16 protein-coding genes and 1 pseudogene are annotated in these 21,691 nt (G+C 65.8%); 14 read left to right on the top strand and 3 right to left on the bottom strand.

Going from position 1 to position 21,691, the window contains the following annotated elements; all coding sequences use genetic code 11:
- Window positions 1-159: 159 nt before the first annotated feature.
- Window positions 160-669, bottom strand: coding sequence for a hypothetical protein (locus ACOIX3_RS11515; protein ID WP_420969889.1), 510 nt, complete (start codon window positions 667-669; stop codon window positions 160-162).
- A gap of 391 nt (window positions 670-1,060) precedes the next feature.
- Between ACOIX3_RS11515 and ACOIX3_RS11510 the strand changes: the two genes are divergently transcribed.
- From ACOIX3_RS11510 to ACOIX3_RS11500, 3 genes are all read left to right on the top strand, one after another.
- Complete coding sequence (locus ACOIX3_RS11510; protein WP_420969888.1) at window positions 1,061-3,208, top strand: hypothetical protein; 2,148 nt, start codon at window positions 1,061-1,063, stop codon at window positions 3,206-3,208.
- A gap of 91 nt (window positions 3,209-3,299) precedes the next feature.
- Entirely contained in the window at window positions 3,300-5,630 is a 2,331-nt protein-coding gene (gene gspD, locus ACOIX3_RS11505) for a type II secretion system secretin GspD (RefSeq protein WP_420969886.1), read from the top strand.
- 32 nt (window positions 5,631-5,662) lie between these two features.
- Complete coding sequence (locus tag ACOIX3_RS11500) at window positions 5,663-6,379, top strand: hypothetical protein (RefSeq protein WP_143046880.1); 717 nt, start codon at window positions 5,663-5,665, stop codon at window positions 6,377-6,379.
- A gap of 144 nt (window positions 6,380-6,523) precedes the next feature.
- On the opposite strand, the gene gspG is transcribed toward ACOIX3_RS11500, so the two are convergent.
- The gene (gene gspG, locus ACOIX3_RS11495; RefSeq protein ID WP_420969884.1) at window positions 6,524-7,018 is read right to left on the bottom strand and encodes a type II secretion system major pseudopilin GspG; all 495 of its coding nucleotides are present in this window, start codon (window positions 7,016-7,018) and stop codon (window positions 6,524-6,526) included.
- A gap of 161 nt (window positions 7,019-7,179) precedes the next feature.
- On the bottom strand, window positions 7,180-9,099 hold the full coding sequence (locus ACOIX3_RS11490; protein WP_420969882.1) for a substrate-binding domain-containing protein: 1,920 nt from the start codon (window positions 9,097-9,099) through the stop codon (window positions 7,180-7,182).
- A 498-nt stretch (window positions 9,100-9,597) separates the two neighbouring features.
- Between ACOIX3_RS11490 and ACOIX3_RS11485 the strand changes: the two genes are divergently transcribed.
- The 11 genes and pseudogenes from ACOIX3_RS11485 to ACOIX3_RS11435 all read left to right on the top strand — a co-directional run bounded on the left by ACOIX3_RS11485 (window position 9,598) and on the right by ACOIX3_RS11435 (window position 21,688).
- Window positions 9,598-11,655, top strand: coding sequence for a tetratricopeptide repeat protein (locus ACOIX3_RS11485; RefSeq protein ID WP_420969880.1), 2,058 nt, complete (start codon window positions 9,598-9,600; stop codon window positions 11,653-11,655).
- 88 nt (window positions 11,656-11,743) lie between these two features.
- Window positions 11,744-14,203, top strand: coding sequence for a tetratricopeptide repeat protein (locus ACOIX3_RS11480; protein ID WP_420969878.1), 2,460 nt, complete (start codon window positions 11,744-11,746; stop codon window positions 14,201-14,203).
- Window positions 14,204-14,442: 239 nt separating this feature from the next.
- Window positions 14,443-15,075: an RNA polymerase sigma factor gene (locus ACOIX3_RS11475; RefSeq protein WP_420969877.1), complete on the top strand. Its 633-nt coding sequence runs from the start codon at window positions 14,443-14,445 to the stop codon at window positions 15,073-15,075.
- A gap of 71 nt (window positions 15,076-15,146) precedes the next feature.
- The gene (locus ACOIX3_RS11470) at window positions 15,147-16,862 is read left to right on the top strand and encodes a GspE/PulE family protein (RefSeq protein ID WP_420969876.1); all 1,716 of its coding nucleotides are present in this window, start codon (window positions 15,147-15,149) and stop codon (window positions 16,860-16,862) included.
- A 7-nt stretch (window positions 16,863-16,869) separates the two neighbouring features.
- Complete coding sequence (locus ACOIX3_RS11465; RefSeq protein WP_420969874.1) at window positions 16,870-18,075, top strand: type II secretion system F family protein; 1,206 nt, start codon at window positions 16,870-16,872, stop codon at window positions 18,073-18,075.
- A 9-nt stretch (window positions 18,076-18,084) separates the two neighbouring features.
- The gene (locus ACOIX3_RS11460; protein WP_420969872.1) at window positions 18,085-18,534 is read left to right on the top strand and encodes a prepilin-type N-terminal cleavage/methylation domain-containing protein; all 450 of its coding nucleotides are present in this window, start codon (window positions 18,085-18,087) and stop codon (window positions 18,532-18,534) included.
- Window positions 18,506-18,580, top strand: a pseudogene (locus ACOIX3_RS11455) (hypothetical protein); the annotation flags it as partial. The gene ACOIX3_RS11460 and the pseudogene ACOIX3_RS11455, both read left to right, overlap by 29 nt.
- 3 nt (window positions 18,581-18,583) lie before the next feature.
- Window positions 18,584-18,973: a hypothetical protein gene (locus ACOIX3_RS11450; protein ID WP_420971991.1), complete on the top strand. Its 390-nt coding sequence runs from the start codon at window positions 18,584-18,586 to the stop codon at window positions 18,971-18,973.
- Complete coding sequence (locus ACOIX3_RS11445) at window positions 18,970-19,707, top strand: PulJ/GspJ family protein (protein ID WP_420969870.1); 738 nt, start codon at window positions 18,970-18,972, stop codon at window positions 19,705-19,707. Before ACOIX3_RS11450 ends, ACOIX3_RS11445 begins: the two co-directional genes overlap by 4 nt.
- Window positions 19,704-20,639: a general secretion pathway protein GspK gene (locus ACOIX3_RS11440; protein ID WP_420969868.1), complete on the top strand. Its 936-nt coding sequence runs from the start codon at window positions 19,704-19,706 to the stop codon at window positions 20,637-20,639. The genes ACOIX3_RS11445 and ACOIX3_RS11440 overlap by 4 nt, the downstream gene beginning before the upstream one ends.
- Entirely contained in the window at window positions 20,639-21,688 is a 1,050-nt protein-coding gene (locus ACOIX3_RS11435; protein ID WP_420969866.1) for a PilN domain-containing protein, read from the top strand. Before ACOIX3_RS11440 ends, ACOIX3_RS11435 begins: the two co-directional genes overlap by 1 nt.
- Window positions 21,689-21,691 lie beyond the last annotated feature (3 nt).

The raw sequence follows: 21,691 nt of genomic DNA, 5'->3' as shown, positions 1-21,691 counted from the left end.
GCGGACACGCCCGACAGTTCGGGACGCCTCTCCTGTTTCTAAGACAGTTAGGGACGGGCTAACGCGAAGCGATTTCGCAAAAAAGTTTTAACCCTGCGGTGGAACTCAACCTCGGCGCGAACCGGCGCATTCGCCGAGCCGGCCAATAATAGCGGCGCGTCAATTGGTTGGCGCTGCTGTCTTGGTCTGCCGGATCGGCCGCTCGGCAGGCTTCGGGGGCTTCGCCGCACCGGTGAACAAGGCGAAATCCACCGAGCGTTCCCCCTGTTTGAGCACAAGCCGGCGCGGCTCGATCCGCTCGACCTTCCAGCCGCTCACGTCGTCCCCCGTGCGGACACGCAGCACCTTGTCGCCTTTGCTCGCCGCCCGTATCGCGGCGTGGCCATCGCCGTTCTCGCTGACGATGCCAAGCACCACCACGCTCGGCGGCGGCGGTGGCGGCGGTGGCGGCGGTTCCTGCCGCGCCACCGGCGCGACCGGCTTCGCAGGCGGCCGCCGTGCGGCCGAGAACAGCGGCTTGTCCCTGGTCGCACTCAGCTGCTGCAGCGGCTGGAGCTCCACCGGATTGTCGACGATGACCTCGCCACCCGCCGGAACTTCCGCTGCGCGAGCAAGCAACGCGCAAAGACAAAGCACAGCGACCATCAACGATTGCAATGCGATCGACATCTGCCGGCCGTCCATTTGTCTGCGTGTACTTGCGAGCTTGTACTTGCGTGCTTGCGCTTGCGTGCGTGTACTTGTCTGTCTGCACCAACGTCGACGGATCGTCATCAGCGCGTGCAACAATCAACCTGCGCCAGGCGCATGCGTGTTGCAAGCCTTCTTGTGACATGCGGCGCGGTGTGCCGCGCGTCGCAACGTGTATGCGTCAAATCTGTGAAGGCGAATCACAGCCGGACATTGTCGCCATGCGGGTCGCGCGAGAGCTGTTGTAACCACGGCGTCATCCAAGCCGCACACACTCAAGGCGTGCAGTAGACGGCATCCAGCCGACGCTGCGGCTTCCGTCGACATCAAGATCGTCGAGACGAAACACCGGTATCAAAGACGTAGCGTCATGCGTTCGAGTCGCATCCGTGCCGGCCTCATGCCGCTGCTGCTCGGCGCCCTGTTCCTGGCGCTGGATTGCATTGTGACGTGCAGCACCGGGGCCGGACAGGCGCTCGCCGCGTGCGAGCTGCGCTCGCGCAGCGGCGTGATCAAGCGCGTCGTGCAAATCGAGCTCGATAACGTTCACCTGCGCCGCGACAACCCGAACGTTCCATCGGACCTCGAGCAGATGCCGCATTTGCGCGATTTCATTACGCGCGGCGGAATCATCGGGAGCAATCACCAGACCTCGCCGCTGGCCGAGACAGCCACGGACGCGCTCACGATCCTGACCGGTTTGCATGGCGACCGCATGGGCGTGCCGATCGGCGACAGCAGCGCTGCGTTCCGCAGCGACGGCAGCGTTGGCTTCGCCAGCGCGTTCGCCTACTGGACCGCGAACGGCAGCGACGGCAAACCACTGATGCTGGCCGACACCGGCAAGACCGTGCCCGCGCCATGGGTGCCGTTCACATCAGCCGGCTGCGACGTCGGCGCGTTCGCAACGACAGGTCTGACGCTGCAGGAGATCGGCCCCGAGGTCGCGGCCACGCTCGGCGCCTCCGAACTGCGCGCTGCTGCCGGCGATCCGCTCAAGGCGCGCGCCAATCTGCTCGGCATCGCCGTCCATTGCGCCCGCGGCAGCGCATTGTGCAGCAATGCGAATGCGCGTCCCGATCTGCTGCCCGATGAACCGGGCGGCTACGCCGGCTTCAGCGCGTTGTTCGGCAACCGCAATGTGCAGCCCGTGATCTCGCCGGACGGCCCGGTCAGGGATCTTGGCGGCGAGATCATCGACGACGACGCAGGCCACCCCGGCTTTCCCGGTGCGTCGGAGACAACGGCCGCCCAATCGCTCGGCTATGCCGCGGCGATGCTGGAGGCCGGCGTCCCGGTGGTCTATGTCGGAATCGGCAATGCGCACCGGCCGGCCGCCGCGCGGCGGCGCGCCCTCGGCCCCGGCGAACGCGACCATGTCGCAAGGCTGGCGGCAGACGATGTGGCGTTCAAGGCCTTTGTCGACCGGCTCGCCGCAAGCGGGATCACCACGCGCAACACGCTGTTCGTCGTGGTGCCCACAGGCAACGACCGCTTTGTCGGCGGACCACCCAGCCCGCCGGCGTGCGATGGCGTTGCGCTGCCGTGCAGCTACGGGCCGACCGGCGCGATCGGCATCGCCATCGATCGGCTGCTCGCGACCGAGCGGCGCAACGTCACGGCGTTCGATGTTCAAGCCGGCAACACGCCGCCGTTCTACATCCGCGGCAATCCGCTATCCACCGATCCGCTGACGCGCACGCTCGCGCAAGACGTCGGCAAGCTTGGCGTCGCCAACCCGATCACCGGCAAGAGCGATCGCCTGACATCGATGGTCGCGGACCGCGCCCAGATGCAGCTCATGCACATGGTCACGGCAAGCCCCGCGCGCACGCCGCATGTCCTGATGTTCGCCGATCCCGACTACATCATCCGGACGGCCGCCAGCCGCGCCGACTGCGCACAGCCTCCGGCCTGCATTGCGGTCAATCCCGACACGGCCTGGGTGCGCGGCGACATCGCGCAAATTCTCGGCGGCAGCTGGTTCGGCATAGCTGGACCGGGCGTAGCTCACCGTGGCGAGACACCGGACATCCTCTCGCACCACGCGGACCTGCGGCCCACTCTGCTGGCGTTGCTGGGCCTGACCGACCGCTACATCCACGACGGCGTCGTGCTTGTGGATGCGCTCGAAGCGAACGCGCTGCCAGCGGAGCTCGCAAACGATCGCGAGACGTACAGGGATCTGGCACGCGCCGCCAAGACGATCAACGATCCGCTCGGTCAACTCGGACGCAACGGCCTTGCCCTTGCAACCCAGGCCATCAAGGGCGGCGACGTCGGCTATCAGCGCTATCTCGACACGATCGGCGCGATTACCGCGAGGCGAGGCGCCCTGACACGCGAGATCAGCCAGCAACTCGATGGCGCGGCTTTCGGGCATCGACCGATCAATCCGTCTTACGCCCGCGCACTGATCGGTCGTGCCGAGGCGCTGGTCAACGAGGTCGAGGATCTCGCCGGCAGCAGCCTCGCTCCTGCCGATCGTCCCTGGAAGGCAGCAAGCGATGTGCATTGACAACCGATCTGCCGGTGACACCGCGGCACCCCCGCGAGGCGGACAAGAGGGGCCGGTCGAGCAACGTCTCCAACCGTCCTGCCTCTCGCGCATGGCGCCGATTGGCGCCGTGACCGGCACCTGGCTTGTGCTCGCCGGCCTGCTCGGCGGCTGCATGATGGACAAGGGCATCGACTTGCCTGGCCGCGACCTGGTGACCGACCCGATCCGCGATGCCGACTTGCGCGCGCGCTGGAACGGCCCGGTCGGCGGGACCTCCACCGCAACGGCATCCGCGCGCACGCAGCCGATGGTGTTTCCCGGCGCAGATCAGGATCTCGCGCCGGCGCCTGCGCTTACGCAACGAGACGCCGCCACAAATGCGACCACCCGTCTGGCGAACGCCGTCGACAGCGACGTCGTCAGCGAAGGCGGCGGCATCGAGCTGAACTTTGACAATGCCGATATTCCGACGGTGGTGAAATCCGTGATCGGTGACAGCCTCGGAATGAACTACGTCGTCGACCCGCGGGTGCAGGGCACGATCACGCTGGCCTCAGCACACCGGATTCCGCGCAAGGACGTGTTGCCGATCTTCGAGAGCGTGCTGCGAATGTCGAACGCGGCGCTGCTGCGCGAGGACAGTCTGATCCGGATCGTGCCGCTGCCGGAGGCCGCGGGCGCCGGCATCTCGGTCGTCGGCGCGGGACAGCCCGGCTATGGCGTCTCGATCGTACCCTTGCGCTTTGTCTCTGCCGCCGCGATCGGCAAGACCGCGGAAAGTTTCCTGTCGCGACCCGGCGCCGTGCGCGTCGATCAGGCCCGCAACGTGCTGTTGATCCAGGGCACCGCCTCCGAGCGGCAGGCGGCGCTCGGCGTCATCGGCACGCTCGACGTGGAGTGGCTGCGCAATCAGTCGGTCGGGCTCTATCCGCTGAAGTCGACCGCGCCCGAGACCATGATCCGCGAGCTCGAGAAAGTCTTCGACACCGCCGATGGCGGACAGGGACAGGGCGTGATCAAGTTTCAGCCGGTGTCGCGCATGAACGCGGTGCTGGCGGTGAGCAAGAACAGCAAGGTGCTGGAACGCGCCACCCAATGGGTGCGGCGGCTGGACCGCTCCGATCCCACCGGCACGACGGTGCGGGTCTACAGCCTGCGCTTCGGCAACGCGCGCAGCATTGCCCGCATCCTCAACGAGATGTTCGTCGGCCGCAGCTCGCAATCGGCCGGTGACAGCCAGACCAGTCCGACCGCGCCCGGTCAGAGCGGAACGACATCGCGTATCGACTCGCTCGGTGCCGGCACGCTCAGCAGCAGCAACAATCCGGCGACGACCACCCAGGGCGGCACCGACAATTCCGGCACCGCCAATCGCAGCGGCGCGGCCCAGGTCGGGTTCTCCGATCGCAAGGACGACGACCAGGATATTGCGGGACCCGGCGGCGGCGGGACCGGGCTGGGCTCGCTTCCGCGCGGCATATTTCAGAATGTTCGGGTCACCGCCGACAAATCGACCAACGCGATCATGGTCTATTCCAACCAGGAAGATTACCTCGTGATCGAGCGGGCGATCGAGTCGCTGGATCGGCCGCGGCTGCAAGTCGCCGTCGATGCCATGGTCGCCGAGGTCACGCTGACCGACCAGCTGCAGTATGGCGTGCAGGCCTATCTTACCAGCGCCAACGCCGGCGCCGGCCAGGACAAGGGATCGGTCGGCCTGTTCGGCGCCGCGCAATCGGCCGCACAGACCGCCCTGCTCGCACGTGTGCTGCCCGGCTTCAACCTGCTGCTCGGTGCCGAAGCCAATCCCAAGTTCGTCCTCAACGCGCTCTCCACCCTGACCACCGTCAAGGTGCTGTCGGCCCCGTCGCTCGTGGTTTCCGACAACGAGCCGGCGATCCTCGAGGTCGGCGACCAGGTGCCGATCTCGACCGGCAGCACCGTCACCGGCCTCAATGTGGTGAGCAGCATCAGCCGGCAGAACACCGGCATCATCCTGAAGGTGCTGCCGCACGTGCATCCGAACGGATCGATCGAGCTCGAGATCGAGCAGGAGGTCTCTAACGTCGTCAATCCGGGCGGCGCGAGCGCCCAGAACCTGACGCCCACCATCTCGCAGCGGCGGATCCATTCGACGGTCGGCACCAGCAGTGGCCAGACCGTGCTGCTCGGCGGTCTCATCAAGGAGGACGACGAGCGCTCGGTGGCCGGACTGCCGGGCCTCAACCAGATCAAATATCTCGGCGACCTGCTCAGCCAGAAGAGCGACACCAAGCTCCGCTCCGAGATCATCGTGTTCGTCACGACGAAGCTGGTGCGCAACGGCCACGATGCCCAGGTGGTCGCCGAGGAATTCCGCGAGCGTCTCGACAGCATGCGGCGCGCACCCTCGACCTTCGATGCGCCGGGCGCGGCACCGCCATCCGTCGCGCGCAAATGAGACCGTGGCCGCCGATGGCGATGGTGTCATCCATGCTGCGGGTCCTGGGAGCAGCCATCTTCAGCACGGCCGCGACCGCCGCCGAGCTGAGCAGCGTGACCCTCAAAGGCGACGTCACCATTATCGCGCTCAGCGGCGACGTCGCCCAAGGCGACACGGAGACTGCGGAAACACTGATCAAGGCGGCCAATGACGGCAACCGCCTGATCTCGGCCGTGCGGCTCGATTCACCGGGCGGCAGCCTCGCCGAGGCGGTCAAGCTCGCCGGCCTGATCCGCAGGGCGAAGCTGCCGACCATCGTCGCGGCCGGATCGCGCTGCGCATCGGCCTGCTTCATCGTGTTCGCGGCGGGAAACGAGAAATTCGCCAGCTATGAGGCCGCGATCGGCGTCCACGGCGTGTCCGATAAATTCGGCCACGAGACTGCGCAAACCGAAGAGGCGACCATCGCCATGGCGCGCATCGCAAGCGGGTTCGGCGTGCCGCCGCGCATCATCGGACAGATGCTGGCGACGCACGCTCACGAGATCGCGTGGCTGACGCCCGACGATCTGCGCGCCATGGGCGCCATCATGACCGATCGGCCGGGACGCCACGCCCCGCCGCCCACATCGCCTGACGATCGATGGCTTGCCGGGCTCGATCATCAACCGGAAGACGGAACAACGAGATCGCAAGGGGCCGATCAGCGCACGCGTGAGGCCGCGGGCAAACCCGGTGCACACGCGTTACCCTGGCAGAAGAGGTAAGGGTAAGGCGTTTCCTCGGAAGAGTTCGTCGACCACGGCGATATGGCGTGCATCGAGACCGGACTGCACCAGCTTCTCGGCCTCCTGACTGCGAACAATCTCGGCGCCCTCGCTCGCGAGGTTCACTCGTGATCGCATACAACGTCATTGCTCGTTGCTCGCGGCGCTGGTCAGCTTTTCCAGCGAGATGTCTCCGGCGGTCCCGCTGCCTCCCTCCTGACCGTCGGAGCCGTAAGAGAGGATATCGTAGGCATCATGTTCGCCGGGCGCGCGATAGATATAAGGATGGCTCCATGGGTCATTTGGAACCATACCGCCCTTGAGGTAAGGACCGTTCCAGTTGACCGCGCCTGACGTCCGCTGCACCAGCGCCGTGAGTCCCTCGGCCGTCGACGGGTAACGGCCGGTATCGAGCTGGAACAGGTCGAGCGCGCTTCCGAAGCTCCGCATCTGGATCTTGGCGGCCTTGACCTTCGATTCACTCAGGTAACTCAGCACGCGTGGGCCGACCAATCCCATGATCAAGCCGATGATGGCGATGACGACCAGCATCTCGACAAGCGTAAATCCCTGCTCGCCTTGCCGCGTGCTGTCTCGGTCGATACGCCCGGAAGTAAGGATAGGCTTTTGCTTCGACATCGCTGTTCGTCCGATCAGCTGCAAGGCGGAGGTGCATCACCAGGCTCGTTGACGCTCCGCGAATAGTTCCGGGCGCCTCGATCGAGGCGCCCGGTCGTGTCATGTGCTTGACGCCATCCGGTACGGCGCAATCGGAATTGCGCCGTCCGCGATGCGTCGACTTACTTGGCGCCGCCGCTGGCTCCGTTGGCGACATTCAAGCAGCCGTTTGCCTGAGTGGCGGCCGCGGCACTGATGGCGGTCGTCCGCGTACCCCAGTACTGGCTCTTGATATTCTTCGCATAGCTGGCCGGCACGGGATGGAAGCCGGCATTTTCGATCACGGCCGAGACGTCCGGATCGAAGTTCGGGTCGGTCGAGTCGGCGCCGGCGACGTACGTGGTCAGGAAGTTCACCAGGTTGGTGACGCGGTTGGTGTCGGCCTGGACGTTGTAGCAGCTATAGAGGTCGAGGAACGTCGTGCCGCTGAGCGGATAGGCGTTCAGCCTGTTCGTGAGCGGCAGCACCGGAAGACCGGTCACGGTCACGCCGGACTGGGTGACTGCGCCGAACACGTTGGCGTAGATGTTGTAGTCGTTCCAGGTCCAGGTCGTGGACGGCGTCTTGAGCCGGGTGTCACCCCACGCGGCGGCGGCACCATCCGGCGTCGGTGCAATGAACGTCAAGTTCGCCGGACGGGTGGCCGGCGGGGTCACAGAGTTGTTCGGAACGTAGGTCCCCAAGCTGCGGAGCTGCTCGTTCTGCAGCGCTGCCGAGAGCGGCGCGGCGATGGTCCCAACCTGGGTGGTGTAGGGCTGGGTGAAGTCGGCGCTGACATATCCGATGCGGCCTGCGTTGCCGCTGCTGGTGCTGATCGCCGATGCCACGCCACCGCTGCCGGTCGCGGGGACCCAGGCGTTTGTCGCCGTCGTGTTGTTCCAGCCACCCGCGCCGCGGACGGCGTTGATACGGGTGATCAGGTTGGAGAAGGACGTGCTCGGCAGGGTCGTGGTGTTGAAGATCGAGGTGTAGCCGAACGCGCCGGTGGAATCGAGCAGCGGGCAGACCGCTTTGAGATAGTTGGTCAGGATGAAGCTCGTGCCGCTGCCATCGCCGCGGTACACGATCTTGATCGGCAGCGACGAGCTCGAATAGGCCTGCAGCGTGCCCCCGCTGTTGGCGTTGGCGTAATTGAAAGCCGCGAGCTGCTGCGTACCGGTCTTGTCCAGGTACGGGATCTTGTTGGCGGTGACATCGTTCCAGTCGGTGACAAGACCGGTGAAGATCGCGCACAGCTGCCCCGTGGTGAGCTGGATGGCGGCGCCCTGGTTGGCCTGGGTGCCGGGCGTGGTGCCCGCGCCTGCGACTGACGAGTTCACCGTCATCGTGCTGGTGTTGACGCCGATCGCGACGTTGACCTCGAAAGCCGGGATCTGGATCGGGTTGCCGTAGACCGTGGTGTTGTAGGCAACCGACGCCGTGAACGTGCTGTTCACCGTGACGGTCGCCAGGGCGCCGCCGGTGGTGGTCCAGCCCTGCGTTGGATTGAAGCTGACGGACGATGTCGTGAGCGCCGCCAGGGTGCTGCCGAGCGGCGAGTCCGACAGGCCGATGTCGACGCGCGGATAGGGATAGCTGCCGAACTTGGTCGCCGGGCTTCCCGGATTGGCGAGGTCGATCATCGCGGGCTGGTTCGCGGGCAGCGGCGGAGCGCCCGAGCTGCCCGGGGCCACCGTGCCGTTGTACCACTGCTGCGGATTGTTGGAGATGAAGCCGCGCACGCCGTTGCCGCTGCCGACACCGGCATACATGCCTTGCACCGGCACGCTCACCAGCGTGCAGGTGGTCGGCAGTTTGCCCCGGGCCGGGAAGCTGGAGTCGAACGCGAAGCCGTCGGGATAGGTGGTGCCGGAGCCGACGATGCCGCCCATGTAACAGTCGAAGATCTGCCGGAAGGCTTCCGAGGCGAGCGTGCTGCCGCCCGCGTAGATGCCGGCCGTGGCGGTGGAGGCCTGCGCGTTCGCGGGCGTGATGGTCGAGGACGCGAGCAGGGCGAGCACCGAGGCGGTGCCGAGCATGTATCTGGACGATTGCATTTTCATTGCGCTGTTCCTGTGGGTTTGATCACCACCGGCACATCGTCATCGCGTCGTCATCAGAGCGCAAAGTAATCTTCAAACCATAGGAAGTTTATTTTGCCACCCGATCAAGATTTGTTGGAACAATTCTACGATCGAGAAAGTATCTCTGCCGTCGACGTCATGTCTCCGTCGCCGATGATTGACTTCACGTCTGATAGACAATTCGACGATCGGCTTCGCGCAGGGATTATTTTCGATGATCATCCGAAAAACATCTTGGCAATACCACATCGGATGCTCTATGGACTCTTCGTCCGATGGCTCGCCGTCTGATCGTATACTCTCTACAGAGCAATCTCCGCGGGCTTTCATTCAAGCGAGGCCTCCCACATGGAAGACAACTCGAGCGGACGTCTTGCGATTCGTGTGGGGCATGGCGGCCATGCAATTTTGGCGCGCCCGCTGACTAATTATCCATCAACCGAGCTGAAGCGGGCGCAAGCTTTGCATCAAGAGGGAGTGGCGCACGCACGACAGGATCGCTGGCGCCAGGCACTGCGCGCATTCAACGAAGCCGCGCGGCTCGCGCCCGACCAGTCCGGCTTCAATTATTGCAAGGGCGTTGCGCTGTGCCGGTTCGATCGTTTCGACGACGCGCGCGAGGCATTCACCGCGGAACTCAGGGTGACACCGACGCATGCGCCGGCGCTTGCCGAGATCGGCACCTGCCTTGCCCGCACCGGACGCACCCGGGACGGCATTCCCTATCTCCAGGATGGGCTGCGTCTGCTGCCGAACATGCCGCTCGCGCAATACAGTCTCGGTCTCGCGCTCCTGACCGAGAACCGGCGCAGCGAGGCGCTCGCGGCACTCGACAAGGCGATCGAGCTCGATGCCGGGTATGGCGAAGCCTACCGTACCCGCGGCCTCGCCTATGTGATGGACGGACAGTTCGACAAGGCGGTCGACGATCTCCGCGCCGCCTCGACGATCGACAGCGACAACTACAAGGCGATCATCGAACTCGGCATGAACTTCGGTATCGCCGCGCGCGACCAGCAGGCGGCGCGGTTGTTCGAGATCGCCGCCGAGAGCGCGCCGACCGTCGCGCTGCCGCAATATCTCTATGGTCACTTCCTGATCAATCATCGCGCGTTCGAGCGCGGGCTCTCTTATGTCGATCGCGCGCTCGCAATCGATCCGCTGCAGGCGGAGCATCATGTCGGCCGCGGCTTCGGATTGCTCGGACAGGGCCGCATCGAGGAGGCCGTCGCGGCTTATCGGCGCGCGGGCGAGCTCGATCCCGGGAGCGCCGGCATCGCCGGAACCCTGCTGTTCGCACTTCAGCACAAACCGGGCGTGACCCGCGACGAGCTGCTGCGCGAGCACAGGCGATGGGCGGTGCTCTACCGGCCGAGCGCGCCGTTCAATCGCCTTGCATTCGCCAATGCGCCGGACCCGGCGCGCAAGCCGCGGCTCGGCCTGGTGTCGGCGGACCTGCATCGCCATGCAGTGTCGTTCCTCGTCCTGCGCGCCTTCGAAGCGCTCGCCGCGCTCGGCTACGAGATCTTCTGCTACAAGACCGACAGCAAGCGGCAAGACGACGACTTCAGTGAACGCTACAAGGAAATCGCGCTCTCCTGGCGCGACGTATCCGGGATGGACGACCCGGCGCTCGGACGGCAGATTGCCGAGGACCGTGTCGACGTCCTGTTCGATCTCGCCGGCCACACCGCCGGCAACCGCCTCTCGCTGTTCGCAATGCGCGCGGCGCCGATCCAGCTCAGCTGGGCCGGCTATGTCGGCACGGTCGGGCTCGATACCTATGACGGCCTGATCGCCGATCCGGTCGAGATTCCACCGGGGCACGATGCGAGCTATGTCGAGCGCCCGATCCGCCTGCCCGACTGCTATGTCTGCTATCACCCGCCGGCGAAAGCCCCTGAGGTGCCGCCGCTGCCAAGCTTGAGCGGTGGCCGCTTCACGTTCGGCTGCTTCAATCGTCCGGCCAAGCTCAACAGCGAGCTTGGCAAGGCCTGGGCGCGCATTCTCGCGCAAGTGCCGGACTCGCGCATCCTGATGGTTTATGGCGGTCTCGGCGAGACCAGCACGCGCGATGCGGTCTACAACGTGCTCGGCCAGGGCGGCGTTCCGCGCGAGCGGGTCGAGCTGGTCGGCGAAACCGAGCAGGACAAGCTGCTGGTGGCCTATGGCGAGGTCGATATCGCGCTCGATCCGTTTCCCTATTCTGCCGGCGTCACGACGCTCGAGGCGATGTGGATGGGCGTTCCGACCCTGACTTTCGTCGGCGATACCTTCGCCGGCCGTCACTCGGCGGCCCACCTCACCGCGGCGGGGCTGGGCAGCTTTTGCGCGCACAGCATCGACGACTACGTCGCGATGGCAGTTGGCTGGACGCACCGGCGCGATGAACTCGCCGAGTTGCGCCGCACCCTGCGCGACCGCGTAGCCGCCTCGCCGCTCTGCGACGCCCCGCGTTTCGCCGACAATCTCTCCCGCGAACTGATGAAACTCTGGGCGGAGTGGTGCGAAGCCCGCGCAAACGCGGCGGCCTAGCCGCAATCGCGGGCGGAGCGGACAAAGGTGCGGTCCTCCGCAGCGGTATCGCGAAGGACACGCAGGTCGACAGTCAAAGGGTGCGTCGATGTCGAAAGCAGGGTTCAGCGAAGCGCAGACGATGCGTGCAGGGCTGGCGATGCTCAATCAGGCTTCGTCCGAGCGGCGCGCGGAATTCATCCAGACTGTCATGGACCGCACCATCGCGCTGTTTCGTGACGGCCAGCTGGACAGCGCCGATCTGCTGCTCGAGACCATGGAGCAGGAACCCGAGGTGCGGTCACACGTCCTGCACATCCGCGGCGTGATCGCGCTGCAGCGGGACGAGGAAGAGCGCGCGCTGCAGCTGATCGAGGAAGCGGTCAGGCTCAATCCCGCCGACGGCGAGGCGCATGGCAATCTCGGCGTTCTGCTGCTGAAGAGCCGCCAGTACCCGCAGGCGCTGGCCGCCTACACCGCCGCGTTGACGCTGCGGCCGGACAATGCGGCGGCGCAGCTCGGCCTCGCCCGCGCGCTGGCGATGCTCGAGCTGAGCGATTTCGCCGACGACGTATTCCGCGACCTGATCGCGAGCGCCCCCGATTATATCGATGCGATCGTCGATTTCGGATGGCTGCTCAGCGACACCAACCGGCACGACGCAGGCATCGCGTTGCTGCACGACGCGCTGGAACGATATCCCACCCGCACAGAACTGCGCACCGTGCTTGCGGTCTGCCTGTTCGGCGTCGGCAACTGGTCGGCGGCCTGGGCGGAGTACGAAGGGCGGCTGTCGGATCCGCGTGTCAACAGGCATTTGATCTCGACCGACCGGCCACGTTGGCAGGGTGAGGATCTTGCCGGCAGGACCATCCTGCTGCAATCCGAGCAAGGCTTTGGCGACACCCTCCAGTTCGTGCGCTACGCGCCGATGGTGAAAGCGCGGGGCGGCCGCGTGATCCTGCGAACGCCGCCAGTCTTGCTGTCGTTGATGCAAACCGTCGCCGGCGTCGATGCTGTCGTCAGCGACGCCACCGCGGCGCCGGCATTCGACGTCCACCTGCCGCTGCTGTCCTTGCCGCTGATCTTCGATACCCAGATCGACACGGTTCCGGCGGCAACTCCCTATGTCACCCCCGATGCGGATCTGGTCACGCGATGGCGCGAGCGCCTCGGCGGCTACTCCGGCCGCGGCATGTCCGTCGGCCTGGTGTGGCAAGGCAATCCCGGCCATCTCAATGATCAGCGCCGCTCGATCCGGCTCGACCTGCTGCGCCCCCTGCTCGACTGTCCGGGCGCGCGATTTGTCAGCCTGCAGATCGGCCGCGGGCGTGAGCAGCTCGCCGACTTCGACGATCGCATCCTCGATACCGGCGCGCAGATCGACGCGGCATCCTTCGCCGACGCGGCCGCGATCATCGGCAATCTCGACCTCGTCATCTCGATCGACAGTGCCATCGCGCATCTGGCCGGCGCGATGGGCAAGCCGGTCTGGATCCTGCTCGCCAACGGCAGCGATTGGCGTTGGCTCCGGGATCGCACCGATACCCCGTGGTATCCACAAGCCCGGCTATTCCGGCAAACAAGACCGGGCGATTGGGCCGAAGTGATCGAACGGCTGAACCGCGAGCTCAGATCCCTCGCCGGGGCCGGGTCTGAATTGCCGACGGAGGCGATCACGGACCCGATCATGAGTTCCGCGCTCAAGATGACGGTGCCCCACGACGAGGGCGACGCGCTGGTATGCGATGCCCTGTTCGTCGAGGCGTGCCGCCAGCATCGTGCAGGACAACTGGATCGCGCGGCGAAACTATTCGAGCATGTCCTTTCCCTCGACCACGGACACGTCAACACACTGTGCAATCTCGGCGCGATCGAGCTCGACTTCGGCCATCATGAGCGCGCGTACACGCTGTTGCAGACCGCGGTGACAGCAGCGCCCAGTCTGGCGCCGGCGCGCATCGCGCTCGCCGACGTGCTGATCGCGACGCAAAGGACGGAACAAGCGGTTGCTCAATACCGCAAGGCAATCGAACTTGCGCCAACGAGCGTCGACGCTCACGCGGCATACGCAAATGCGCTGCGGAAGCTTGGCCGTGATGAGCAAGCAAGCGGCATGCATGCCGATATGGTGAAGCGCCAGCTTCACCAGCACTACCGCAAGGCGCTGGAACTCGCCCCCGCCAGTGACACACTGCACGCGCAATATGCACTGGCATTGTGCGAACTTGGCGATCTCGACAACGCCATGCCGCATTTCCTGGCAGCGACGAAGATCAATCAGCAGCAATCTTCGGAATTCTACGAAGCGCTTGGGCGCGCATGCGCCGCACGCGGCAATTCGCAGGGCGCCGAAATCAGCCTGAAGCACGCAGTTGCACTCGATCCGCGCCGCGTAACCGCGCATTGCGCACTTGCCGACGTCTATCTCATGCTCGAACGACCCGATGACGCATCGGCAAGTTTCCATCAGGCGCTGGCGATCGATGCCGGAAGTACGGCCGCCTTGCACGGAATTGAACGAACGCTTACGGCGCAGCGGAACACAGTCATCAACGGACTATCGTGACATGGGATGCGTTGCCGGTGATCGCGTTGTTGCCCGCGTCGCAGCCGATGTCTGCGATCGACCTTGCGGATGCGCAATCACATCGGACACAAATCAATTCTGCATCATCGACTGTGGCGCGGAATGTCGCGACGTGAGCACTCGTTGTGGTTTCATTTCCATGTCACCAACCACAGATAGAAGTGTCGCGACCGACTTGAAATGTGACGATTGCCGCGGTTGGGGATGGGGCCCCTGCAATGAGCGACACCAATCGAACGGCGTTGCTCGCGCTCCTCGTCACAAGCTACGACGATCTCAAACAACGTTTGACACGTCGGACCGGGTCGGCCGATCTCGCCGACGAGGCCTTGCAGGATACGTTTCTGCGCTTGAGCAAGTCAGACGGCATCGGACCCGTTCGCGATTTGCCTGCATATCTGTTCCGCGTGGCGATGAGCGCCATCAGCAATCGGCGCGTTGCCGAACGGCGACGTCGCACGGTGCCGCAAGCGGATGCGCTGTTCGATCTACCGGACGATACTCCCGGCCCGGACCGCATCATCGAGGCGCGATCCGAGATCGGTGCGCTGCGGCGCGCCATCCAGGAGCTACCGACCCGTCGCCGGGAGATCTTCATGGCGATATGCGTTGAAGAAGTACCGTTGCAACAAGTGGCAAAACGGTTCGGCATCAGCGTGCGCACGGTCCAGGTCGAGATCAAGCAGGCGCTGGTGCATTGCGCGGTGTGCATCGATCGGAACGCGCACATGCCGCGGGCTGCGTTTCGGCGCCGAATCTCATTCACCGAGCGGGAGCGCGCGGCGCTGCATCCAGCCGGCGATGGCGATACGGTGCTCGACCGGCGATTGCCGTTGGGCGGCAGCAGGTGACGCGCAATGGCACGACAAGCCGAACGGCATAGTCGACCCGCTGCGCGGGCCGGTTCAATCGGAGTTGCGCGATGCTAGCGCATGAAAGCGATGGGCCTGCGACACCGGCGGCGGCGGCGATCGACTTCATGACTTATCTCGCCGGTAAGGGCGCGTTGCGCGACAGCCAGAAGGATGAGGGCACTGCTCGGCCGCGTCATGCCGACGGATCGGCTGGCCATGTCGATTGGAGCGCCGTCTCCAAGCTGACACCCTCCGCGCTGGCCGACGAGCTGGCCAGCTTTTACCGATGCGACCGGGTTCGTCGCGACGATCTGGTCGACGGACGCTTTGCCGGCGGCGAGATGTCGACCCGGTTCCTCAAGGAAGAGCGCCTGTTTCCTTACGAGGGCGCGGCCGGGACGTTGCGTCTCGCACTGGCCTCCCCGATTGACGATGAAACGTTGCGCGCGGTCGAACTGATGCTGCGCCGGCCAGTCGCGCTTGCGGCGGCAACCGCGGACGATCTGGAAGCCGCATTGTCGCTACGGCTCGAGCCCGATCAAACAAGCGACGCCCCGCAGCCCGGGACGGCCGGCGGCGAGGACGATCTCGACAATCTGCGCGACCTCGCGCGCGGTGCGCCGGTCGTGCGGGCGCTTGACGATTTGCTCCGCCTGGCCGTCGAGCAGCGGGCGACCGATCTGCACATCGAGCCGACCGGCAATACACTGCAGGTTCGCCTGCGCGTCGACGGCATGCTGAAGAACGTGCCGGCACCGCCGATGGCGATGGCCAAGGGCATCCTGTCACGGCTCAAGATCATGGCCGGCCTCAACATCACCGAGCGCCGGCTGGCGCAGGACGGGCGCGCCCGCATCCAGGTCGGCGGCAACGAGATCGACCTGCGGGTCGCCACCATGCCGACGATGCACGGCGAATGCGCCGTCATTCGACTGTTGCGCAAGGGAGCCGGCCTGGTCTCGCTCGACCAGATCGGCCTCAGCGCGCATCACGAGGCGGTTCTGCGCAAGGCGTTGCTTGCACCCTACGGAATGGTCATCGCCACCGGCCCGACCGGGTCCGGCAAGACGACGACGCTCGCGGCATCGCTTGCCGTGATCAATGAGCCCACCCGCAAAATCCTGACCATCGAGGACCCCGTCGAGTATCAGATACCCGGCATCACCCAGACCCAGGTGCATCCAGGCATCGGGCTCACCTTCGCATCCGCGCTGCGTTCCTTCATGCGGCTCGACCCCGACGTCATCATGGTTGGCGAGATGCGCGATGCCGAGACGGCCCATATCGGCGTCCACGCCGCGCTGACCGGCCATCTGGTGCTGACGACGCTGCACACCAACACCGCCGCGGGCGCCGTGACGCGCCTGATCGACATGGGAATCGAGAGCTTCCTGCTGGCATCGTGCGCGCGGGTGATCGTCGCGCAGCGGCTGGTCCGGATCCTGTGCGACCACTGCAAGCAACATTACACCCTGTCGGCCGCGGATATAACAGCGGACGAACGCTATGCGGCGCTTGGCATCGAGGCTGGCGAGGTGGTCTGCCGGCCCAAGGGCTGCGATTGGTGCAGCAACACAGGCTTCCGCGGACGCAAGGGCGTGTTTGAGATCATGGAGATCGGCGCGACGCTGCGACGGTCGATCGGCCCGAAAACCGATGCCTCCGAGCTGGAAGCCGTGGCCCGGCGCGCCGGCATGACGTCAATGACGGAGGATGGTGTCGCAAAATTGCGCGCCGGACAGACCACGCTCGATGAGATCTTCCGCCTGACCATGAGCCTGTAGGACGGTCATGCCGCACTACCGCTATCGCGCGTTGACCAAGGCCGGCGAGATTATTCTCGGCGACGTCGACGCGCCCTCGCGCGAGGAGGTGCTGCGGCGGATCGAGTATCTCGGCCACCTGCCGGTCGAGGCCGAGATCGCAGGCCGCAGCGCGCTGCGCGCCGGCGTTTCGAGCGGGAGCCTGCCCCGGCAACGCGAGCTGACCACGTTCCTTCGCCTGCTGGCGTTGCTGCTTCGCTCCGGACTGACGCTGGAGGCTGCGCTCCAGACGCTTGAGGAAGACACCAACAAGGCGGTGGCCCGCTTTGCCGGCGGGCTGCGCTCCGCGGTCTCCGGCGGCGACGGCTTCGCCGAAGCACTCGAGCGCCACAACCAGATCATCGAGCAGATCTACATCGCGATGGTGCGCGCCGGCGAAGCGTCCGGCAAGCTGGAAGTGGTGCTGCGGGCGATCGTCGAGGACCGCACGCGGCGCGAGCAGCTGTCGCAACGGATCACGTCGGCGATTCGCTATCCGATGTTCCTGGTCGGATCGGCGGTCGTCATCCTGTTTTTCTTCCTGCTCTATGTCGTGCCGCAGTTCGAGTCGGTATTCAGCGAGCTGCGCGGACGTCTCAATTCCGGCGCGGCCTTTGCGCTCACGATGTCCACCTGGCTGCGCGCCCATCTCGACATGTTCCTTGGCGGCTGCGGCGCAGTGCTGGTGCTGGGCTGGCTGATCCTGCGCCAGCCGGCCGCGCGCGCATCGCTGATGTCGGTGCTCGCGACCATTCCCGGCATCTCCGGCCCGATGCACGATCGCCGCACCGCCCGTTTCATCGGTACGCTCGGGCTGCTGGTCGAGAACGGGGTCGCATTGCCGACCGCGCTGAAGATCCTGCGCGATATCATGACCGAGCCCCGCTACGCGGCGGCCGTCGATAAGGTGCACGAGCAGGTGCGCAACGGCCGCCGCTTCATCGAGGCGCTGGCCGAGAGCGACCTGGTGCCGCCGCTTGCGGTCCGCATGCTTCGGGTCGGTGACGAGACCGGAGACCTCTCGGCCATCGCGCAGCACGCCGCCGATCTCTATGAGCAGCGGCTCGCCATCGGCCTCGACCGGCTGATGGGTGCGATCGGACCGATCACCATCATCGCGGTCAGCATCGGTATCGGAACGCTGGTGGTATCGATCATGAGTGCGCTGCTCAGCATCACCGAGCTTGCGATGTAGGGATGGCTGATGACGCGCGCGACGATCACCGGTTCGACAGCGGGCTCCACCCTGATCGAGATGATGGCGGTGATGCTGATCATCGCGATGTTGGCATCGCTGGTGGTGACGATGGTTCCAGGCACCGGGCGCGCCAGCCTGAAGGCGTTGACGCTGCAGACCGCCGCGCTGCTGCGACGCGAGCGGCTTGCGGCAATCCTCACCGGGCAAAGCCGCCGCGTGTCGCTCGACGGAAATGCGCGGACGATCGTCGGGCAGGCCGGCACGATCGCGATCCCTCGCGACGTCCGGGTCGATGTGATCGGCGTGAACGAGCTCTGGTCGGGACGGCAGGCGGTCGTGCGGTTCGAGCCGGACGGCGCTTCGACCGGATCGGTGCTGAAATTCTCGTGGGAGAATGTGCGCTATGAGGTGGACGTCAACTGGTATAATGGCCGCGTTGCGGTCGATCTGCCCTGAACCTCGTTCGGCGAACGCGGGATTCACCTTGATCGAGGCACTTGTGGCATTGGCGTTGCTGCTGGCGTTCGTGTCGGTGCTCGGCCCGCATCTGTTTTACGCGCGCCGGATCGCGGACCGGATCGACGGCCGCATTGCGGCACAGGTCATGTTGCGCACGATCCTGGATTCGCCGGTCGACCGCTCGATCCTCGCCAATGGCACGCGTGACGGCGAGACCGCCGGTCTGCGCTGGTCGGTCACATCGGAGCCCATGTTCGTCGACGCCATGGCCGCGCGGCGGGACGCGCCGGCCGCAGCCGCACCGGACAAGAAGGAGGAGCCCGGCGCCAAACGCCCGAACTGGATCGCCTACCACCTCGTTGCAACGGTGTCGTGGGCGCCCGGACAGATGGTCAGCGCGGATACGCTGCGGCTCGGATTGGGAGCCGACGAATGAGCGCAGCGCTTCGAAGCGAGCTCCGTGCGGCATCCGGCTTCACGCTGATCGAGGTGCTGGCCGCGCTCGCGATCGGGTCCGCGGTGATTGCCGCAACCGCGGTTCTGATCAACAACGTTGCGCTGAATTTCGACCGCAGGACGGGTCTGGCGGGAAAGACCGATCAGTTGCTGCTCGCGGTCGACCGCCTCGCGGCGGACATCGGGTCCGCCCGGCAGGTGAAACAGGGTGACGGCGCGGACGCGACGGCCGCCTTCAACGGCGATGCGAACCAGATGACGTTCGTCACCGGAAGCAGTGCAGGCGGCGGCCGGGGTGAGGAAGTGGTCGGCCTGCAGGTCGAGGAGACCGATGGTGTCAACCATCTGGTCCGGCGTCGTGGGCGATGGCAAGGACAACGCACGCCGTTCGCGAGCGTCGCGCTGCAGGACCCCGTTGGTGTGATCGAAGGCCAGGTCGACATCGCGTTTGCATTCGGAAGCACTGGTCCGGACGGCACCTTGTCCTGGAGCCCGACATGGATCGGGCAGCCGCTCTTGCCGCGCCTGGTGCGGCTGACCGTTCGAGACCGCGCCAGCGGGGCCGATCTGTTGCCTGGCGTGCAATTCACGCTGCGCGCCGACGCGCCGATCGGCTGTGCGCAGCCCGGAGCCAACGCCGAGTGCGTCACCGGCAAGTCGGCGCCGCCGAAGGAGGCGCCGGCCAAGGACCCGCCGCCAGGAGCACGCCGATGAGCGGGCGTCACACCCAACGCGGCATGGTCCTGCTCGCCGTGCTATGGGCGATCGCGCTGTGCGCCGCGCTCGCCATGGCCACGTCGACGACGTTTCGCAGCCTCGCCGGCATCGTTCGGATCGACCGGGAGCGTGTGCAAGCCGACGGACTCCTGACCGCGGGTCTCGAGGCCGCCGCCGGTATTGTTGCGGCGCTGCGAGACGCCCCGCCCGCCGAGCGCACCACCACGCTGACGTTCGCGACCGGGTCCGTTCAGCTCACCATCAGCGATGAGGGCGGCCGGATCGACATCGGAAAGGCACCGGTCGAACTGCTCGCCTCACTGCTCCGCTATGTCGGTGCCGAGGATGACGATGCCCGCATCGTGTCGCAACGCATCGTCGCGCTTCGCGACATCGCAGGGCAAGCGCGACCGAACGATCCGCAGCCACGGCCGGGCGATGCGGCGAAGCCATCGGCACAGGGTACGCCTGACCAGCCGGCGGCAGCGCCCGCGCCGTTCACCGACATCGGGCAGATCGCAGATGTTCCCGGCATGCAGCCGCAATGGATGGCGGCAATGGCACCCCTGATCACCGTCTTCGGCGGCGACGGCGTCAATCCGCTCACCGCGCCGGTCGCGGTGCTGCGGGCCTTGCCGTCGTTCGATGCGGAGCATCTTGACGCCTTCCTCGACATGCGGAGCTCGCCGTTCGTCGATCCCGAGCGCCTCTCCTTCCTGCTCGGACCGGCGCAGAAATACCTCAAGGTTCCGCAGACCCATGTGGTCGCGGTGGACCTCGTCGCCGGCACGACCGGCGGATACACCGCTGCAGCCAGGGCGTTCATCGTGCTGCTCCCCGACGACAAGCAACCATATCGGGTTCTGGCCTGGACACCGATATCGCGGTTCGCAGGGACAGGCGTCGTCGCATCGCTGGAGGCGCGCTGATGAACATCGAAATGATCATGCGGCGCTGGATCGACATCCTCGCCCGCCTGTGGCTCGGCTGGCAGGAGCGGCGCCGCGCCAGGCATTGGTTAAAGGTGACCAGGGTCGGCAGCGATTGGGTCGTTGAGGACGCGACGAAATCGGTAAGGTCGACGTTCGCGGCGGGGGCTGCGGGCATAGCGCTACCCAATGAGATCATCCGCGCCGCGCAGAAGTCCTTCGTCATTCTCGAGCTTCCTGCTCCCGACATCGTTTCGCGCGCGATGAATGTTCCGGCGCAGGCGCGAGACTTGCTGGCCGGCATCGTGCGCAATCAGATCGAGCGGCTCTTTCCGTGGCGGGCGAGCCAGGCCGCCTACGGCTTCAATGTGGCAACCAGCGCGGATGCAAATATCCTCAATGTCCAGATCCTCGCCACCTCGCGCGCGACACTCGATGACGCGTGCGGCCAGCTCGGCGCGTTGGGGCTGCGGGTCGACCGGGTCGTTGCGGGCAAGGACAGCGGCGACGGAACGGTCACCCTGTGGTCCCGCCTCACTGAGGCGTCCGACAGCAATCTCTCACGGACGCGCCGAATGGTCGTCGGCCTGATGGTCGCAGCGGTCTGCCTGACGCTGGCGGTCAACGTCTGGGCCTTCATGAGCGCGGCATCCGCGGACGGCGAGAGCGACGAGATCGGATCGCGCGTTGCGACGCTGCAGCGCCAGATCAAGGGCAGTTCGTCGAAGGAGGCGATCGCCTCGCTGGCGCTGGCTGAACGGGCGCGCGCCCTGAAGGAGACATCGCCGGTCGCGGTAGTGGTCGTCGAGGCACTGTCCCGCGCCCTCCCCGACACGTCCTATCTGACGGAACTGAATATGGACGGCTCGACGCTGCGCATCGTCGGCCTCGCTGGCGACGCCCCGTCGCTGATCGCGCCGCTCGAGCGCTCCGGACATTTCAAGGACGTGCATTTCTTTGCCCCGACAACGCGCAATGCCGATGGCGGACGGTTCGTGTTTCACATCGAGGCCCGCGTCGAGCCGCATGTCAGGATCGATGGAGAGTGAATC

This window comes from Bradyrhizobium sp. B120 (genome assembly GCF_049075665.1).
Lineage (GTDB): Bacteria > Pseudomonadota > Alphaproteobacteria > Rhizobiales > Xanthobacteraceae > Bradyrhizobium.
This window is presented reverse-complemented; position numbering and strand designations above follow the sequence as displayed.

Excerpts from the sequence above, each read along its gene's own strand:
- ACOIX3_RS11515 (WP_420969889.1), bottom strand. The coding sequence starts at position 669 with ATGTCGATCGCATTGCAATCGTTGATGGTCGCTGTGCTTTGTCTTTGC.
- ACOIX3_RS11510 (WP_420969888.1), top strand. The coding sequence starts at position 1,061 with ATGCGTTCGAGTCGCATCCGTGCCGGCCTCATGCCGCTGCTGCTCGGC.
- gspD (WP_420969886.1), top strand. The coding sequence starts at position 3,300 with ATGGCGCCGATTGGCGCCGTGACCGGCACCTGGCTTGTGCTCGCCGGC.
- ACOIX3_RS11500 (WP_143046880.1), top strand. The coding sequence starts at position 5,663 with ATGCTGCGGGTCCTGGGAGCAGCCATCTTCAGCACGGCCGCGACCGCC.
- gspG (WP_420969884.1), bottom strand. The coding sequence starts at position 7,018 with ATGTCGAAGCAAAAGCCTATCCTTACTTCCGGGCGTATCGACCGAGAC.
- ACOIX3_RS11490 (WP_420969882.1), bottom strand. The coding sequence starts at position 9,099 with ATGAAAATGCAATCGTCCAGATACATGCTCGGCACCGCCTCGGTGCTC.
- ACOIX3_RS11480 (WP_420969878.1), top strand. The coding sequence starts at position 11,744 with ATGTCGAAAGCAGGGTTCAGCGAAGCGCAGACGATGCGTGCAGGGCTG.
- ACOIX3_RS11475 (WP_420969877.1), top strand. The coding sequence starts at position 14,443 with ATGAGCGACACCAATCGAACGGCGTTGCTCGCGCTCCTCGTCACAAGC.
- ACOIX3_RS11470 (WP_420969876.1), top strand. The coding sequence starts at position 15,147 with ATGCTAGCGCATGAAAGCGATGGGCCTGCGACACCGGCGGCGGCGGCG.
- ACOIX3_RS11465 (WP_420969874.1), top strand. The coding sequence starts at position 16,870 with ATGCCGCACTACCGCTATCGCGCGTTGACCAAGGCCGGCGAGATTATT.
- ACOIX3_RS11460 (WP_420969872.1), top strand. The coding sequence starts at position 18,085 with ATGACGCGCGCGACGATCACCGGTTCGACAGCGGGCTCCACCCTGATC.
- ACOIX3_RS11445 (WP_420969870.1), top strand. The coding sequence starts at position 18,970 with ATGAGCGCAGCGCTTCGAAGCGAGCTCCGTGCGGCATCCGGCTTCACG.
- ACOIX3_RS11440 (WP_420969868.1), top strand. The coding sequence starts at position 19,704 with ATGAGCGGGCGTCACACCCAACGCGGCATGGTCCTGCTCGCCGTGCTA.
- ACOIX3_RS11435 (WP_420969866.1), top strand. The coding sequence starts at position 20,639 with ATGAACATCGAAATGATCATGCGGCGCTGGATCGACATCCTCGCCCGC.